Origin of the sequence: Leclercia sp. LSNIH8 (assembly GCF_002920195.1) — a bacterium.
Lineage (GTDB): Bacteria > Pseudomonadota > Gammaproteobacteria > Enterobacterales > Enterobacteriaceae > Enterobacter.
Map to the genome: position 1 here is coordinate 21942 of NZ_PQJY01000007.1, position 17545 is coordinate 39486.

The following is a 17545-nucleotide window of genomic DNA, read 5'->3' on the forward strand; positions in this document are numbered from 1 at the left end:
TGGAGCATGCAACTGAATTCCACCGAAATCAGCGAACTGATCAAGCAGCGCATTGCTCAGTTCAGTGTTGTGAGTGAAGCTCACAACGAAGGTACTATTGTTTCTGTAAGCGACGGTGTTATCCGCATCCACGGCCTGGCCGATTGTATGCAGGGTGAAATGATCTCCCTGCCGGGTAACCGTTACGCTATCGCACTGAACCTGGAGCGCGACTCCGTAGGTGCAGTTGTGATGGGTCCTTACGCTGACCTCGCCGAAGGCATGAAGGTTAAGTGTACTGGCCGTATTCTTGAAGTTCCAGTTGGCCGCGGCCTGCTGGGTCGCGTGGTGAACACCCTGGGTGCGCCAATCGACGGTAAAGGTCCGGTTGATAACGATGGCTTCTCGCCAATCGAAGTTATCGCACCAGGCGTAATCGACCGTCAGTCCGTCGACCAGCCGGTGCAGACCGGTTATAAATCCGTTGACGCCATGATCCCAATCGGCCGTGGCCAGCGTGAGCTGATCATCGGTGACCGTCAGACCGGTAAAACCGCGATGGCAATCGATGCGATCATCAACCAGCGCGATTCCGGCATCAAATGTGTGTACGTGGCTATCGGCCAGAAAGCGTCCACCATCTCTAACGTGGTGCGTAAACTGGAAGAGCACGGCGCGCTGTCCAACACCATCGTTGTTGTGGCGACCGCTTCTGAATCTGCTGCACTGCAATACCTGGCACCGTATGCCGGTTGCGCAATGGGCGAATACTTCCGTGACCGCGGTGAAGATGCACTGATCGTATACGATGACCTGTCTAAACAGGCTGTTGCTTACCGTCAGGTTTCCCTGCTGCTCCGTCGTCCACCTGGACGTGAAGCATTCCCGGGCGACGTATTCTATCTGCACTCCCGTCTGCTGGAGCGTGCATCCCGCGTTAACGCGGAATACGTTGAGAACTTCACCAAAGGTGAAGTGAAAGGCAAAACCGGTTCTCTGACCGCTCTGCCGATCATCGAAACCCAGGCGGGTGACGTTTCTGCGTTCGTTCCGACCAACGTAATCTCCATTACCGATGGTCAGATCTTCCTGGAAACCAACCTGTTTAACTCCGGTATTCGTCCGGCGGTTAACCCGGGTATCTCCGTATCCCGTGTAGGTGGTGCAGCGCAGACCAAGATCATCAAGAAACTGTCCGGTGGTATCCGTACCGCACTGGCACAGTATCGTGAACTGGCAGCGTTCTCCCAGTTTGCATCCGATCTTGACGATGCAACCCGTAAACAGCTTGACCACGGTCAGAAAGTGACCGAGCTGCTGAAACAGAAACAGTATGCCCCTATGTCAGTCGCACAGCAGGGCCTGGTACTGTTCGCAGCAGAACGTGGTTATCTGGGGGATGTAGAACTGGCGAAAATCGGTAGCTTTGAAGCCGCACTGCTGGCTTACGCTGACCGTGACCATGCTCCACTGATGCAAGAGATCAACCAGTCCGGTGGCTATAACGACGAAATCGAAGGCAAGCTGAAGAGCCTGCTCGATTCCTTCAAAGCAACCCAGTCCTGGTAACGTCTGGCGGTCTGTCTTAGGGCAGACCGCAAGGCATTGAGGAGAAGCTCATGGCCGGCGCAAAAGAGATACGTAGTAAGATCGCAAGCGTCCAGAACACGCAAAAGATCACTAAAGCGATGGAGATGGTCGCCGCTTCCAAAATGCGTAAATCGCAGGAACGTATGGCGGCCAGCCGTCCTTATGCAGATACCATGCGCAAAGTGATTGGTCACCTTGCGAGCGGTAATCTGGAATATAAGCACCCTTACCTGGAAGAGCGCGACGTTAAGCGCGTGGGCTACCTGGTGGTGTCTACCGACCGTGGTTTGTGCGGCGGCTTGAACATTAACCTGTTCAAAAAGCTGCTGGCGGATATGAAAGCATGGTCCGATAAAGGCGTTCAAAGCGATATCGCGATGATCGGCTCTAAGGGCGTCTCTTTCTTCAATTCCGTAGGCGGCAATATTGTCGCCCAGGTGACTGGTATGGGTGATAACCCGTCCCTGTCCGAACTGATCGGTCCGGTTAAAGTGATGTTGCAGGCCTATGATGAAGGCCGTCTGGACAGGCTGTACGTTGTAAATAACAAATTTATTAACACCATGTCTCAGGTTCCGACCCTCACTCAGCTGCTGCCGTTACCGGCATCAGAAGATGAAGAGTTAAAACATAAAGCCTGGGATTACCTGTATGAACCGGATCCAAAACCGCTGCTGGATACCTTGCTGCGTCGTTATGTTGAATCTCAGGTTTATCAGGGCGTGGTAGAAAACCTGGCTAGCGAGCAGGCCGCACGTATGGTGGCGATGAAAGCCGCTACCGATAATGGTGGCAGCCTGATCAAAGAGCTGCAGTTGGTATACAACAAAGCTCGTCAGGCCAGCATTACTCAGGAACTCACCGAGATCGTCTCGGGGGCCGCCGCGGTTTAACCAGGTTTACGAATTACGTAGAGGATTCAAGATGGCTACTGGAAAGATTGTCCAGGTAATCGGCGCCGTAGTTGACGTCGAATTCCCTCAGGATGCCGTACCGCGCGTGTACGATGCTCTTGAGGTTCAGAATGGTAACGAAAATCTGGTGCTGGAAGTTCAGCAGCAGCTCGGTGGCGGTATCGTGCGTACCATCGCCATGGGTTCTTCCGACGGTCTGCGTCGTGGTCTGGAAGTAAAAGACCTCGAGCACCCAATTGAAGTACCAGTAGGTAAAGCAACCCTGGGTCGTATCATGAACGTCCTGGGTCAGCCGATCGACATGAAAGGCGATATCGGCGAAGAAGAGCGTTGGGCTATCCACCGCGCAGCACCTTCCTATGAAGAGCTGTCCAGCTCTCAGGAACTGCTGGAAACCGGCATCAAAGTTATCGACCTGATGTGTCCGTTTGCGAAGGGCGGTAAAGTTGGTCTGTTCGGTGGTGCGGGTGTAGGTAAAACCGTAAACATGATGGAGCTGATCCGTAACATCGCGATCGAGCACTCCGGTTACTCCGTGTTTGCGGGCGTAGGTGAGCGTACTCGTGAGGGTAACGACTTCTACCACGAAATGACCGACTCCAACGTTCTGGATAAAGTATCCCTGGTTTACGGCCAGATGAACGAGCCACCTGGAAACCGTCTGCGCGTTGCGCTGACCGGTCTGACCATGGCTGAGAAATTCCGTGACGAAGGTCGTGACGTACTGCTGTTCGTCGACAACATCTACCGTTACACCCTGGCCGGTACGGAAGTATCCGCACTGCTGGGTCGTATGCCATCAGCGGTAGGCTACCAGCCGACCCTGGCGGAAGAGATGGGTGTTCTGCAGGAACGTATCACCTCTACCAAAACCGGTTCTATTACCTCCGTTCAGGCGGTATACGTACCTGCGGATGACTTGACTGACCCATCCCCAGCAACCACCTTTGCGCACTTAGACGCAACCGTGGTACTGAGCCGTCAGATCGCGTCTCTGGGTATCTACCCGGCCGTTGACCCGCTGGACTCCACCAGCCGTCAGCTGGATCCACTGGTAGTGGGTCAGGAACACTACGACACCGCGCGTGGCGTACAGTCCCTGCTGCAGCGTTATCAGGAACTGAAAGACATCATCGCCATCCTGGGTATGGATGAACTGTCTGAAGAAGACAAACTGGTGGTAGCACGTGCGCGTAAGATCCAGCGCTTCCTGTCCCAGCCGTTCTTCGTAGCAGAAGTATTTACCGGTTCTCCGGGCAAATACGTTGCGCTGAAAGACACCATCCGTGGCTTTAAAGGCATCATGGAAGGCGAATACGATCACCTGCCGGAGCAGGCGTTCTATATGGTGGGTTCCATCGACGAAGCCGTGGAAAAAGCCAAAAAACTTTAACGCCTTAATCGGAGGGTGATATGGCAATGACTTACCACCTGGACGTCGTCAGCGCAGAGCAACAAATGTTCTCTGGTCTGGTCGAGAAAATCCAGGTAACGGGTAGCGAAGGTGAACTGGGTATTTTCCCGGGTCACGCCCCGCTGCTCACCGCCATTAAGCCTGGTATGATCCGCATCGTTAAACAGTTCGGTCATGAAGAGTTTATCTATCTGTCTGGCGGCATTATTGAAGTGCAGCCTGGTAGCGTGACCGTACTGGCTGATACCGCAATTCGTGGCCAGGATCTCGACGAAGCGCGAGCTCTGGAATCGAAGCGTAAAGCAGAAGAGCACATTAAGAGCTCTCATGGCGACGTGGATTACGCTCAGGCGTCTGCAGAGCTGGCCAAAGCGATCGCGAAACTGCGCGTTATCGAGTTGACCAAAAAAGCGATGTAACACCGGCTTGAAAGCACGAAAGCCAGTCTGGTCTCCAGACTGGCTTTTTTTATGGATCCGTTTCAGAAAATCTGAAACTAAAACGACGTTTTATTATTTTGTGATTTAGATCACAAAAAGATTGATCGGCAGAATAGTCAGGAGTAGACTTCGTTTTGTGATGAATATCACATAACTGAACTCCAAAAATATCAGGATGCCATCATGAAAACGATCAACAAAATCATCGCCCTTTTCAGCAACATGAACGTCTCTTTCGGTACGTTCAACCACTAAGTGCTGATATGCCGGGTGGCGCCACGCTTACCGTAGTGTGATAAGCGAAGCGCCTCCCTGGTACCTACATTTTTACCTGCGTTTTCTCCAGTTCCTTCCCTTCACTGTTCACGCTTTTACCCTTCTTGATAAAGTAGTTCGTGTTATCAATGTTTCCTGTCACCGCATCGTCGTACTCGCCTGGCTTATTACGGATCGATACGTTGCCGGTAAAGGTTCCCTGAGTTGTCATATCGCCGTACGGGCTTGGACGGAAGATATAGTTAAAGCGCTGGTTATCTACCGCGATATTGTTCTCCACCACCAGCCTGCCGGGGTTAAAGTTATCGGTGAAGCCGTCCAGGTGATTGCCCGTGGCTTTGCTGTTGCGGATCTGATGCGCCACAGGCTGCCCTTCTCCGCCGAGCTTAAAGCCGTTACTGGTATTGTTGCTGGCAACCGAGTTCTCGATCACGACCACGCCGTTTGCGCCATCTTCAATCTTGTTGAACAGGTCAAAACCGTCGTCGATATTGTCGTGGGAATAGCAACGCTCCAGCCGGTTACCTTCCCCCACCCGCATTTTCACCGCGAAGCCATCGGCGTTAATCTTGCCGGGATCTTCATTGGCGTAAGATTCAGAATCCACAACCCGGTTATAGCTTGCCCATAATGGCCGGCCAATTTTTTCCGGGGAGGAGATCTGGATCCCGGTATCATCGTTGCGGTAGGCCGTGACGCGCTCGATCAGGTTATGGCTACCCTGGACGCGCAAACTTTTGCCGGTCACGTCGATACCGTTGATATGCCAGTAGCTGGCATCAAGCAGCAGGCCGTGGATCACCACTTTACCGTCTGCCTGCAGGGTTTTGAGTTTATCGCTGCTGCCGCTGGCAGCGACGGGGATCTCACTCTGCGGGTAATCGCCGCTTTTCAGCACCAGTTTGCCGCCGGGCGCCAGCAGGGCGATGGCGGTGGCGAGATCCAGTGGCGCATCGGCGGTGCCTTGTGCATCCGCTTTTCCGTCCGGAGCGGCATACAGGTGCGTCGTATCTCTGTCCGCAATGCGTTCGACGGTGAGCTGCTGATTCACTGGCGTGCCATGAGCAGGCGTAAAGGTCACCGTGAAGGTGCTGGTCTGCTCCAGTCGGGCTGGCAGGGTGTACATCTCGCCTGCTTTCACCGCTTTCTCATTACCGATCACCACTTCGTTTTGTCTTACGCTAAATACCCCGTCCTCATTAGCGCGCGCCTGTAGCAGGTAATCTGGCGAAGCGCTGACCGTACCGGACGCCAGCTGCACCACGACCGGCAGTGGCTCTGCCTGCCAGGGCTCCGAAGGCACGGTATGGGCGCTGGTGGTAGTGAGCGAGGCGTTAGTTACCGTAATTTTGGCATTGCGGGAGGCAAAAAAGCCGACGTAATAGTGATCCTTGTTCTGTACCGAAATCAGGTCAGCGCGCGGCACGCGCTTGCTCACCCAGGTGTCGCTGTCCAGCGGGGCCCAGGCGGTAATAAAGCCGTCGTCGGTACGCTGGAGTTTCAGGCGAAATTCCGGCGTCTGGCTCAGATCCACCTCTTCCTTATAACTCTGTTTCTTAATGGCGGCTCCGGCATCACCCCACGGATGGCTGATCCCTTCCCGGGTGATAGCCTGCATTTTTACCCGCTGATGGTCTTTTTTATCCTGGGTCATGATGGCGTTCATCACCTGATTCGATGCCGCCGGAAACTCTTCATAACCCGTTTTTAGCGGTTGCTGGCGCGGGTTGCCGAGGACATCGCGCACCAGCAGTCCGGCGCCCTCCTGCGCGGCTGGTTTCGCGCCATTCTCCGGCCCAAACTGGTCAACCCGGACAGTGGCCTGCAAAACGAAATTTTCTGCCGTCGGCAGCTCGGTATAGAAAAACGTTAAGCCGTCGTGAGAGTTGGCGATTTTGCCGCCCCGGCTTTCCAGGGTGATGGCTTTTGCCAGGTCAGCGCTCTCCTGGGGTGAGAGCTTTTTCCCGTCGATGGTCACATCATTGACGCCGATTTTTTCGGGCAGCACGTTGGAGGAAAAATTCAGATCCGTTGATTGCCCAAACGCAATGGCTTTCCAGACATGAGGTTGTTCTGTTGCCATAGCGGAAAAGGCGCTACACATCATCAGGGCCAGAGGTATTTTAGACTTCATCTTATTCTCCTGAGTAATAATTGAGCGCTATTATCATCAGAATAAAATAGCGTTTCTTTTTTGTTTGTCACACATTCAGATAATTAAAACAGTGTTTTGCTTATAACAGGCTTTATTAATAGAGCGAAAAAATAGCTAACATGTTGGGAGGGCTGGAGAGTTCGCTAAAGGGCGCTATATTTCACAGGCAAAGCCCTTTAATCTGCGGTAAAAAGGACCGTTAATTTGCCCGAAACAGGCAACGTTGTGCGTTTTACCGTCACTCCATTTTTTGGCGCAAAATATGTAGAATTTTCAACGCCAAAGGGTTTTACTTTTCACTCAAATTACAGTCAGGACGTGTATGTTGAACACTGCAATGAGCGTGGTCATCCTTGCCGCAGGCAAAGGCACCCGCATGTATTCCGATCTTCCTAAAGTGCTGCACACCCTTGCAGGGAAAGCGATGGTGCAGCATGTCATTGATGCCGCTAACGATCTTGGCGCCAGCCAGGTGCATTTGGTCTACGGTCACGGCGGCGATCTGCTGAAGCAGACGCTGCGTGATGACAAACTCAACTGGGTTCTGCAGGCAGAACAGTTGGGCACCGGCCACGCCATGCAGCAGGCCTCCCCGTTCTTTTCTGACGACGAAGACATCCTGATGCTCTACGGCGATGTGCCGTTGATCTCCGTTGAGACGCTGACCCGCCTGCGTGCTGCAAAACCGCAGGGCGGAATCGGTCTGCTGACCGTTAAGCTGGACGATCCAACCGGTTATGGCCGTATCACCCGTGATAACGGCAAGGTGACGGGCATCGTTGAGCACAAAGATGCCACCGAGGCGCAGCGTGAAATTCAGGAAATTAACACCGGCATTCTGATCGCCAACGGCGCGGACATGAAGCGCTGGCTGTCACAGCTGAACAACAATAACGCCCAGGGCGAATTCTACATCACCGATATCATCGCGATGGCGTATCAGGAAGGCCGCGAAATCGCTGCCGTTCATCCGGATCGTTTAAGCGAAGTGGAAGGGGTGAACAACCGTCTTCAGCTGTCCCGTCTGGAGCGCGTATATCAATCCGAGCAGGCTGAAAAACTGCTGCTGGCGGGCGTGATGCTGCGCGATCCGGCGCGTTTCGATCTGCGTGGGGTGCTGAGCCACGGGCGCGACGTCGAAATCGATACTAACGTTATTCTGGAAGGCAACGTAACGCTGGGTAATCGCGTCAAAATTGGCACCGGTTGTGTGATCAAAAACAGCGTCATTGGCGACGACTGCGAAATCAGCCCATATAGCGTGGTTGAAGATGCTCATCTCTCCGCCGCCTGCACTATCGGGCCGTTCGCCCGTTTGCGTCCGGGCGCTGAGCTGCTGGAAGGCGCACACGTCGGCAACTTCGTCGAAATGAAAAAAGCGCGTCTGGGCAAAGGCTCGAAAGCTGGCCATCTGACCTATCTGGGCGATGCGGAGATTGGCGATAACGTGAATATCGGCGCCGGGACTATCACCTGTAACTACGATGGCGCGAACAAGTTTAAAACCATTATCGGTGACGACGTCTTTGTGGGATCGGATTCGCAGCTGGTGGCACCCGTGACGATTGGTAAAGGCGTCACCATTGCGGCGGGCACGACCGTTACCCGCAATGTGGCGGAGAACGAGCTGGTATTAAGCCGTGTGCCGCAGGTGCACAAGCAGGGCTGGAAACGCCCGGTGAAAAAGAAGTAAGCGGATTATTTCCTCTCCCCCTCCGGGAGAGGGTTCGGGATGAGGGGATAACATAATCCCCCGCCCATCAGCAGTACCCATAAATATAACCCCACTCTCTACAAGGCTCGGGGCGCCCGGAAAGGGCATAACAGGTCAGCGACAACGCAGGCGAAAGCCTCTATTCGGAATCTAAAACTATGTGTGGAATTGTTGGCGCAGTCGCGCAGCGTGATATTGCTGAAATCCTTCTCGAAGGTTTACGTCGTCTGGAATACCGTGGTTATGACTCTGCCGGTCTGGCAGTGGTCGATGCTGAAGGGAATATGACCCGTCTGCGTCGCCTCGGTAAAGTAAACATGCTGGCACAGGCCGCGGAAGAGAACCCGCTGCACGGTGGCACAGGTATTGCCCATACCCGTTGGGCGACCCACGGTGAACCTTCGGAAGGCAACGCGCACCCGCACGTCTCTGAACACATTGTGGTGGTGCATAACGGCATCATCGAAAACCATGAACCGCTGCGTGAAGAACTTATCGCGCGTGGTTACACCTTCGTCTCTGAAACCGACACCGAAGTGATTGCCCACCTGGTTCACTGGGAGCTGGAGCAGGGCGGTACGCTGCGTGAGGCCGTACTGCGTGCGATCCCACAGCTGCGCGGCGCCTACGGCACCGTGATCATGGACAGCCGCGACCCGTCCACCCTGCTGGCAGCCCGCTCTGGCAGCCCGATGGTGATTGGCCTGGGGATGGGGGAGAACTTTATCGCCTCCGATCAGCTCGCGCTGCTGCCGGTGACCCGTCGCTTTATCTTCATGGAAGAGGGCGATATTGCAGAAGTGACCCGCCGTGACGTCAAAATCTTTGATAAATCTGGCGAGCCGGTAAAACGTCAGGATATCGAATCCAACCTGCAATACGACGCGGGTGATAAAGGCGCTTACCGTCACTACATGCAGAAAGAGATCTACGAGCAGCCGAACGCCATCAAAAACACCCTGACCGGGCGTATCAGCCACGGCGAAGTGGATTTGAGCGAACTGGGTGCTAACGCCAACGAAATGCTGGCAAAAGTTGAGCACATTCAGATCGTGGCCTGCGGCACCTCCTACAACTCCGGTATGGTTTCCCGCTACTGGTTTGAAGCGCTGGCAGGCGTGCCGTGCGACGTGGAGATTGCCTCCGAGTTCCGCTATCGCAAATCAGCCGTGCGTCGTAACAGCCTGATGATCACCCTGTCCCAGTCCGGCGAAACCGCTGATACCCTGGCGGCGCTGCGTCTCTCCAAAGAGCTGGGCTATCTGGGCTCGCTGGCGATCTGTAACGTACCGGGTTCCTCGCTGGTGCGTGAGTCTGACCTGGCGCTGATGACCAAAGCCGGTACCGAAATCGGCGTCGCCTCTACCAAAGCGTTCACCACCCAGCTGACGGTCCTGCTGATGCTGGTGGCGAAACTGGCCCGTCTGAAAGGTCAGGATGCGGCGATTGAGCACGATATCGTGCACGGTCTGCAGGCGCTGCCGAGCCGTATTGAGCAGATGCTCTCCCAGGACAAGCGCATTGAAGCGCTGGCGGAAGATTTCTCCGACAAGCATCACTCCCTGTTCCTGGGTCGTGGCGATCAGTATCCGATTGCTCTGGAAGGCGCGCTGAAGCTCAAAGAGATCTCCTATATCCACGCTGAAGCCTACGCGGCAGGGGAGCTGAAACACGGCCCACTGGCGCTGATCGATGCGGATATGCCGGTTATCGTGGTGGCACCGAACAACGAACTGCTGGAAAAACTGAAGTCCAACATCGAAGAAGTCCGCGCCCGTGGCGGCGTGCTCTATGTCTTCGCGGATCAGGATGCCGGCTTTACCAGCAGCGACAACATGCACATCATTGAGATGCCGCATGTGGAAGAGGTGATTGCGCCAATCTTCTATACCGTTCCGCTGCAGCTACTGGCTTACCACGTTGCGCTGATCAAAGGCACTGACGTCGACCAGCCGCGTAACCTGGCGAAGTCCGTTACCGTCGAGTAATCCTCTCAGGCTCCACCTTCGGGTGGAGCTTTTTTTATCCTTTCTGCGCGTTTTTTCGCCTGCTTTTTTACCCTGCGTTCTATGACAAACTGTCATCTTCGGCTATTTTTTTCAGTGTCACAGAAAGAAAATTTACCTGAAATCAATCTGTCACATTTCAATATAACCGATTGATAATGATAGATTATTTTACCGGTTTTTCTGCGTGATTTTCGTTGTCATAAAACTGTCATAATTCGTACATTTATCTGTCACCTCTTTGTCCTATTTTGCTCATCGTAGCCACTAAACAACGATTTACGAAAATCTTGCAGGAGACATTATGAAAGTTATGCGTACCACTGTCGCAACTGTTGTCGCCGCGACCTTATCGATGAGCGCGTTCTCTGTATTTGCAGAGGCAAGCCTGACTGGCGCTGGTGCAACCTTCCCTGCGCCGGTGTATGCCAAATGGGCTGATACTTACCAGAAAGAGACTGGTAACAAGGTGAACTACCAGGGTATCGGCTCCTCCGGTGGCGTTAAACAAATTACCGCAAATACCGTTGATTTCGGCGCATCTGATGCTCCGCTGTCGGATGAGAAACTGAATCAGGAAGGCCTGTTCCAGTTCCCGACCGTTATCGGTGGTGTTGTGCTGGCGGTAAATATCCCTGGCCTGAAGTCCGGCGAACTGGTGCTGGATGGCAAAACCCTGGGTGATATCTACCTCGGCAAAATCAAAAAATGGGATGACGAAGCCATCACCAAACTGAACCCGGGCGTTAAGCTGCCTTCGCAGAACATCGCTGTGGTTCGTCGTGCTGACGGTTCCGGTACTTCCTTCGTCTTCACCAGCTACCTGGCGAAAGTGAACGAAGAGTGGAAATCCAAAGTCGGTTCCGGCTCTACCGTTAACTGGCCGACCGGTCTGGGCGGTAAAGGTAACGACGGTATCGCCGCGTTCGTACAGCGTCTGCCTGGCTCCATCGGCTACGTAGAATACGCTTACGCCAAGCAGAACAACCTGGCGTACACCAAACTGGTTTCTGCCGACGGCAAACCTGTCAGCCCGACCGAAGAGAACTTTGCTAACGCAGCCAAAGGCGCTGACTGGAGCAAATCTTTCGCTCAGGATCTGACCAACCAGAAAGGCGACAATGCATGGCCAATCACCTCTACCACCTTCATCCTGGTCCACAAGGATCAGAAGAAGCCAGAGCAGGGTGCTGAAGTGCTGAAGTTCTTCGACTGGGCATACAAAAATGGCGGCAAACAGGCTAACGACCTGGATTACGCCAGCCTGCCGGACAGCGTGGTTGAGCAGATTCGTGCTGCATGGAAAACCAACGTGAAAGACAGCAGCGGTAAGGCGCTGTACTAACAGGATATTTTTGACGAAGATGGCGGGTGGCGCTGGCGCTAACCCGCCCTACGGTTCCGACTGTAGGCCCGGCAAGCGTAAGCGTCACCGGGCATATTCGTAAGACGTCTCAAACAGAAGAGTAATTTATGGCTGCAACCAAGCCTGCATTTAACCCTCCGGGTAAAAAAGGTGACATGATTTTCAGCGCGCTGGTAAAACTGGCTGCGCTGATTGTGCTATTGCTGCTGGGCGGCATTATCGTGTCCCTGATTTTCTCCTCCTGGCCGAGCATCCAGAAATTTGGTTTCTCCTTCCTGTGGACCAAAGAGTGGGATGCGCCGAACGATATCTACGGTGCGCTGGTGCCTATCTACGGCACGCTGGTGACCTCGTTTATCGCGCTGCTGATTGCGGTGCCGGTGAGCTTCGGTATCGCCCTGTTCCTGACCGAACTGGCGCCAAACTGGCTGCGACGCCCGCTGGGTATTGCCATTGAACTGCTGGCGGCCATTCCAAGTATCGTTTACGGCATGTGGGGTCTGTTTATCTTCGCTCCGCTGTTCGCGACCTACTTTCAGGAGCCGGTAGGTAACGTCCTTTCCGCTATCCCGTTTGTGGGCGCACTGTTCTCCGGTCCGGCTTTCGGTATCGGTATCCTGGCCGCAGGCGTGATCCTCGCCATCATGATTATTCCGTACATTGCGGCGGTCATGCGCGATGTCTTCGAACAGACCCCGGTGATGATGAAAGAGTCTGCCTACGGCATCGGCTGCACCACCTGGGAAGTGATCTGGCGTATCGTCCTGCCGTTCACCAAAAATGGGGTAATCGGCGGCATTATGCTGGGTCTGGGTCGTGCGCTGGGTGAAACCATGGCGGTGACCTTTATCATCGGTAATACCTACCAGCTCGACAGCGCCTCGCTCTATATGCCGGGTAACAGCATTACCTCGGCGCTGGCAAACGAATTCGCTGAAGCGGAGTCGGGCCTGCACGTAGCCGCGCTGATGGAACTGGGCCTAATTCTGTTTGTTATCACCTTCATTGTTCTGGCGATCTCCAAACTGATGATCATGCGCCTGGCGAAAAATGAGGGGGCACGCTAATGGCTACGCTCGAAATGCAAAATACCGCGGAGCTGGCGGAATCCCGCCGCAAAATGCAGGCGAAGCGCCGCATGAAAAACCGCCTCGCCCTGACGCTCTCCATGGCGACCATGGCCTTTGGTCTGTTCTGGCTGATCTGGATCCTCTTCTCCACGGTAACGCGCGGTATCGACGGCATGTCGCTGGCGCTGTTCACCGAGATGACCCCACCACCAAATACGGCGGGCGGCGGTCTGGCAAACGCCCTGGCGGGCAGCGGCCTGCTGATCCTGTGGGCGACCGTGTTCGGTACGCCACTTGGCATCATGGCGGGTATTTACCTGGCGGAGTATGGCCGTAAATCCTGGATTGCAGAAGTGATCCGCTTCATCAACGACATCCTGCTCTCTGCTCCATCGATTGTGGTCGGCCTGTTCGTCTACACCATCGTGGTGGCGCAGATGGAACACTTCTCCGGCTGGGCGGGTGTGATTGCGCTGGCGCTGCTGCAGGTACCTATCGTTATTCGTACCACCGAGAACATGCTGAAACTGGTGCCGGACAGCCTGCGTGAAGCGGCCTACGCACTGGGTACGCCAAAGTGGAAGATGATTTCTGCCATCACCCTGAAAGCCTCCATCTCGGGGATCCTGACAGGTGTGCTGCTGGCCGTTGCCCGTATCGCCGGTGAAACGGCACCGCTGCTCTTTACCGCGCTCTCAAACCAGTTCTGGAGCACGGACATGATGCAGCCGATCGCCAACCTGCCGGTGACGATCTTTAAATTTGCGATGAGCCCGTTTGCCGAATGGCAGTCACTGGCCTGGGCCGGGGTACTGATTATTACCCTGTGCGTACTGTTACTGAACATTCTGGCGCGCGTTATTTTCGCGAAGAAGAAACACGGTTAATTATTGACGGCGTGGCACGCTGCGGCGCCGGATGAGGAAATGAGTCAATGAGTATGGTGAATACTGCTCCGGGTAAACTTTCGGTTCGTGACCTGAACTTCTACTACGGTAAGTTCCATGCCCTGAAGAACATCAACCTGGATATTGCTAAAAACCAGGTTACCGCGTTCATCGGTCCGTCTGGCTGCGGTAAGTCCACGCTGCTGCGTACCTTTAACAAAATGTATTCGCTTTATCCCGAGCAGCGCGCTGAAGGCGAGATCCTGCTGGATGGCGACAACATTCTGACCAATACCCAGGATATCGCTCTGCTGCGCGCGAAAGTGGGTATGGTGTTCCAGAAACCGACGCCGTTCCCGATGTCGATTTATGACAACATCGCCTTCGGTGTGCGCCTGTTCGAGAAGCTCTCCCGTGCCGATATGGATGAACGCGTACAGTGGGCTTTGACCAAAGCCGCATTGTGGAACGAAACCAAAGATAAACTTCACCAGAGCGGGTACTCTCTCTCCGGTGGTCAGCAGCAGCGTCTGTGCATTGCGCGCGGTATCGCCATTCGCCCGGAAGTGTTGCTGCTGGATGAGCCGTGCTCAGCGCTGGACCCGATCTCCACCGGGCGTATTGAAGAGCTGATCACCGAGCTGAAAGCGGATTACACCGTGGTGATCGTGACCCACAACATGCAGCAGGCTGCCCGTTGTTCCGACCACACAGCATTTATGTACCTGGGCGAGTTGATTGAGTTCAGTAAAACGGACGACCTGTTCACCAAGCCTGCGAAGAAACAAACAGAAGACTACATCACCGGACGCTACGGCTGATTCAGGAGTGCGCAATGGATAATCTCAATCTTAATAAACACATTTCCGGCCAGTTCAACGCAGAGCTGGAAAGTATCCGCACCCAGGTGATGACCATGGGCGGAATGGTCGAGCAGCAGCTTTCTGACGCGATCACCGCAATGCATAACCAGGACAGCGAGCTGGCGAAGCGCGTGGTGGAAGGCGACAAACATGTCAACATGATGGAAGTGGCGATCGACGAGGCCTGCGTGCGCATTATCGCCAAGCGTCAGCCGACAGCGAGCGACCTGCGTCTGGTCATGGCGATCATCAAAACTATCGCCGAGCTGGAACGTATTGGCGACGTGGCGGACAAAATCTGCCGCACTGCGCTGGAGAAATTCTCCCAGCAACACCAGCCGCTGCTGGTGAGCCTGGAGTCGCTGGGGCGTCACACCGTGCAGATGCTGCATGATGTGCTGGATGCCTTTGCGCGTATGGATCTGGATGAAGCGGTACGTATTTATCGGGAAGACAAGAAAGTCGACCAGGAGTACGAAGGCATCGTGCGCCAGCTGATGACCTACATGATGGAAGATACGCGAACCATTCCAAGCGTTCTGACCGCACTGTTCTGCGCTCGTTCTATCGAGCGTATCGGTGACCGTTGCCAGAACATTTGCGAATACATCTTCTACTTCGTGAAGGGCCAGGATTTCCGCCATGTGGGTGGCGACGAGCTGGACAAGATGCTGGCGGGTAAAGATCCGAAAGAGTAATACCCTCCTCTCATCACGCCAGTACTTACTGGCGTGATTATTTCTGGTGCAATCACATTATTTACCTTCATCCGTTGCCTGACGACCGAAACGCGCTAACGTGGGACGAAAAACAGCAAAGGATGGAACATGAAAAAATCATTAGCATGCCTGGCTATGGCAATCAGTATTGGAATAAGTACTGGAATGTCGGTTAACGCCGCCCCCTTTCCTGCCACACCCGATCCGGCGATGCCGGTTAGCCACTATGTCACGCAGGTTAATACGGATAAAAGTATTACCTTTCGCCTGTTTGCGCCTGCTGCGAAGCGGGTCTCCGTGGTGACGGGATCAATGCCGGAAACCTGGGTTTCCCATGATATGACGAAAGATAAAAACGGCGTCTGGTCATGGAAAAGCGAGCCTATGGCTCCGAACCTGTATGAATATTTCTACGATATTGACGGTTTTCGCTCCAGCGACACGGGCAGCCGCTATCCAAAACCCCAGCGCCAGGTCAATACCAGCCTGATTCTGGTCCCCGGCAGCATTCTGGACGATCGTCCGGTTCCCCATGGCGATCTGACCACCCTGACCTGGCATTCGCAGGCGCTCAATGCTGAACGCCGCGTCTATGTCTGGACCCCGCCGGGATATAACGGTAAAGGCGAACCGTTACCGGTTCTCTATTTCTATCATGGTTTTGGGGATACCGGCCTTTCAGCCATCGATCAGGGCCGCCTGCCGCAAATCATGGATAACCTGATGGCCGAGGGGAAAATCAAACCTATGCTGGTGGTCGTGCCCGACACGGAGACCGACATTCCCGAGGCGATTCCTGAGAACTTCCCGCCTGCCGAAAGACGCAAAACCTTTTATCACCTCAACGCTAAAGCCGCAGATCGTGAGCTGATGAGCGAGATCGTTCCGCTGATTGATACCCGCTTCAACGTGCGTAAAGAGGCGGAGGGCCGCGCGCTGGCGGGTCTGTCGCAGGGGGGATACCAGGCGCTGGTTTCCGGAATGAATCACCTGGACAGCTTTGGCTGGCTGGGAACCTTCAGCGGCGTTACCACAACTACCGTACCGGACGAGGGCGTAGCCGCAAGATTTAAGCAGCCCGATGTTATCAACGGACAGCTGCATAATTTTACGGTAGTGGTAGGGGAGCATGATTCGGTAACCGGAAAAGATATCGCCGGGCTGAAAGCGGAGCTGGAAAAGCAGGGCATTAAATTTGACTACAAGCTGTATCCCGGACTGAATCACGAAATGGACGTCTGGCGTCCGGCCTATGCGGAATTTGTACAAAAACTCTTTAAGTAAAAATATCAGCCCTCCCCATAGGGGGAGGGCATTTGCTTAGCGGGTAATATTCCAGCCGCGCGCTTTCCACAGTGCCGGCAGCTGCGCCAGATCGGTAAAGGTTGTCACCTTCGGATGGTCGAGCGGCGGGTTGTGCGGATCGGCGCAGAAGTAGAACACCTCCATGCCCGCGGCGATCCCCGCCTGCGCGCCTGCGCTGGAGTCATCCACCAGGATGCAGTTCTCGACGTTGACGTTCATCGCTTTCGCCGCATGGAACATCATGGCCGGATCGGGCTTCCAGCGCTGAATATCGTAGCCGCTGAACAGTTTTTCCGGGAAATGGTGCAGCATCTGTAACTTGCCAAGGGAGTGCTGCATTTTGCTCACCGGGCCGTTAGAGACCACGCACATCGGCACCGCCATGGCATCCAGCAGGGCGCTGGCCCCGGCGATCGCTTCCAGTTCCGAGTCGAAAAGGCGTGCGACCTCGGCGCGGTAAACAGGCTCCAGATCCGCTTTCGCGAGGCTGACGCCGTGTTCGGCATTAATGATGTCGATGATCTCGTAGAGCTTCACGCCCTTAAAGCGTTTGAAGGTCTCTTCGAGATCGAGCGTGATACCAAATTCCTGGAACATGGTGACATACGCCCGGGAACAGATGACCTCACTGTCGACCAGCGTACCGTCGCAGTCGAAAAATACCGCATCAATCTGAGACATGCCTTTCCCTTTCTTAACAAGTTTAACGTTTACGTTATGCATAACGGTGTGACGCAATCGTTGCCGTATAAGCAGATGCAATGAAAAAAAGTACCTCACAACCGCCCCTATTGTCGCATTTTGGTATAGGATAGCGACGGATTTTCCCTCCCTGTTCGGAAATAGA

At 54.4% G+C, this 17545-nt stretch carries 14 protein-coding genes; 12 read left to right on the forward strand and 2 right to left on the reverse strand.

Annotated features, from left to right (window positions below):
* Positions 1 to 6: 6 nt before the first annotated feature.
* Genes atpA through C3406_RS18545 form a run of 4 tightly spaced genes read left to right on the forward strand, consistent with a single transcriptional unit; the run spans position 7 to position 4316 of the window.
* Positions 7 to 1548, forward strand: coding sequence for a F0F1 ATP synthase subunit alpha (atpA, locus tag C3406_RS18530; RefSeq protein WP_103824233.1), 1542 nt, complete (start codon positions 7 to 9; stop codon positions 1546 to 1548).
* Positions 1549 to 1598: 50 nt separating this feature from the next.
* Positions 1599 to 2462, forward strand: a complete 864-nt coding sequence (gene atpG / locus C3406_RS18535; RefSeq protein WP_103824234.1) for a F0F1 ATP synthase subunit gamma — start codon at positions 1599 to 1601, stop codon at positions 2460 to 2462.
* 31 nt (positions 2463 to 2493) lie between these two features.
* On the forward strand, positions 2494 to 3876 hold the full coding sequence (atpD, locus tag C3406_RS18540; RefSeq protein WP_103824235.1) for a F0F1 ATP synthase subunit beta: 1383 nt from the start codon (positions 2494 to 2496) through the stop codon (positions 3874 to 3876).
* A gap of 20 nt (positions 3877 to 3896) precedes the next feature.
* On the forward strand, positions 3897 to 4316 hold the full coding sequence (locus tag C3406_RS18545; RefSeq protein ID WP_039032217.1) for a F0F1 ATP synthase subunit epsilon: 420 nt from the start codon (positions 3897 to 3899) through the stop codon (positions 4314 to 4316).
* Between the two features lie 340 nt (positions 4317 to 4656).
* Here C3406_RS18545 and C3406_RS18550 read toward each other — a convergent pair whose 3' ends face one another.
* On the reverse strand, positions 4657 to 6747 hold the full coding sequence (locus C3406_RS18550) for a right-handed parallel beta-helix repeat-containing protein (protein ID WP_103824236.1): 2091 nt from the start codon (positions 6745 to 6747) through the stop codon (positions 4657 to 4659).
* Between the two features lie 343 nt (positions 6748 to 7090).
* Between C3406_RS18550 and glmU the strand changes: the two genes are divergently transcribed.
* The 8 genes from glmU (at position 7091) to C3406_RS18590 (ending at position 16677) form a co-directional block, all read left to right on the forward strand.
* Positions 7091 to 8461: a bifunctional UDP-N-acetylglucosamine diphosphorylase/glucosamine-1-phosphate N-acetyltransferase GlmU gene (glmU, locus tag C3406_RS18555; RefSeq protein ID WP_103824237.1), complete on the forward strand. Its 1371-nt coding sequence runs from the start codon at positions 7091 to 7093 to the stop codon at positions 8459 to 8461.
* Between the two features lie 179 nt (positions 8462 to 8640).
* Positions 8641 to 10470 carry a glutamine--fructose-6-phosphate transaminase (isomerizing) gene (gene glmS / locus C3406_RS18560; protein WP_103824238.1) on the forward strand — a complete coding sequence of 610 codons (1830 nt, stop codon included), beginning with the start codon at positions 8641 to 8643 and terminating at the stop codon, positions 10468 to 10470.
* A 322-nt stretch (positions 10471 to 10792) separates the two neighbouring features.
* Positions 10793 to 11833, forward strand: coding sequence for a phosphate ABC transporter substrate-binding protein PstS (pstS, locus tag C3406_RS18565; protein WP_103824239.1), 1041 nt, complete (start codon positions 10793 to 10795; stop codon positions 11831 to 11833).
* Positions 11834 to 11961: 128 nt separating this feature from the next.
* Positions 11962 to 12921, forward strand: coding sequence for a phosphate ABC transporter permease PstC (gene pstC, locus C3406_RS18570; RefSeq protein WP_103177614.1), 960 nt, complete (start codon positions 11962 to 11964; stop codon positions 12919 to 12921).
* Positions 12921 to 13811, forward strand: a complete 891-nt coding sequence (pstA, locus tag C3406_RS18575; RefSeq protein WP_103824240.1) for a phosphate ABC transporter permease PstA — start codon at positions 12921 to 12923, stop codon at positions 13809 to 13811. Before pstC ends, pstA begins: the two co-directional genes overlap by 1 nt.
* A gap of 47 nt (positions 13812 to 13858) precedes the next feature.
* Positions 13859 to 14632: a phosphate ABC transporter ATP-binding protein PstB gene (pstB, locus tag C3406_RS18580; protein WP_103177616.1), complete on the forward strand. Its 774-nt coding sequence runs from the start codon at positions 13859 to 13861 to the stop codon at positions 14630 to 14632.
* 14 nt (positions 14633 to 14646) lie between these two features.
* On the forward strand, positions 14647 to 15372 hold the full coding sequence (phoU, locus tag C3406_RS18585; RefSeq protein WP_103177617.1) for a phosphate signaling complex protein PhoU: 726 nt from the start codon (positions 14647 to 14649) through the stop codon (positions 15370 to 15372).
* A 156-nt stretch (positions 15373 to 15528) separates the two neighbouring features.
* A complete protein-coding gene (locus tag C3406_RS18590; RefSeq protein WP_476629942.1) occupies positions 15529 to 16677 on the forward strand; it encodes an esterase in 1149 nt (382 codons plus the stop codon).
* Between the two features lie 36 nt (positions 16678 to 16713).
* Here C3406_RS18590 and yieH read toward each other — a convergent pair whose 3' ends face one another.
* On the reverse strand, positions 16714 to 17379 hold the full coding sequence (yieH, locus tag C3406_RS18595) for a 6-phosphogluconate phosphatase (protein WP_103177619.1): 666 nt from the start codon (positions 17377 to 17379) through the stop codon (positions 16714 to 16716).
* Positions 17380 to 17545 lie beyond the last annotated feature (166 nt).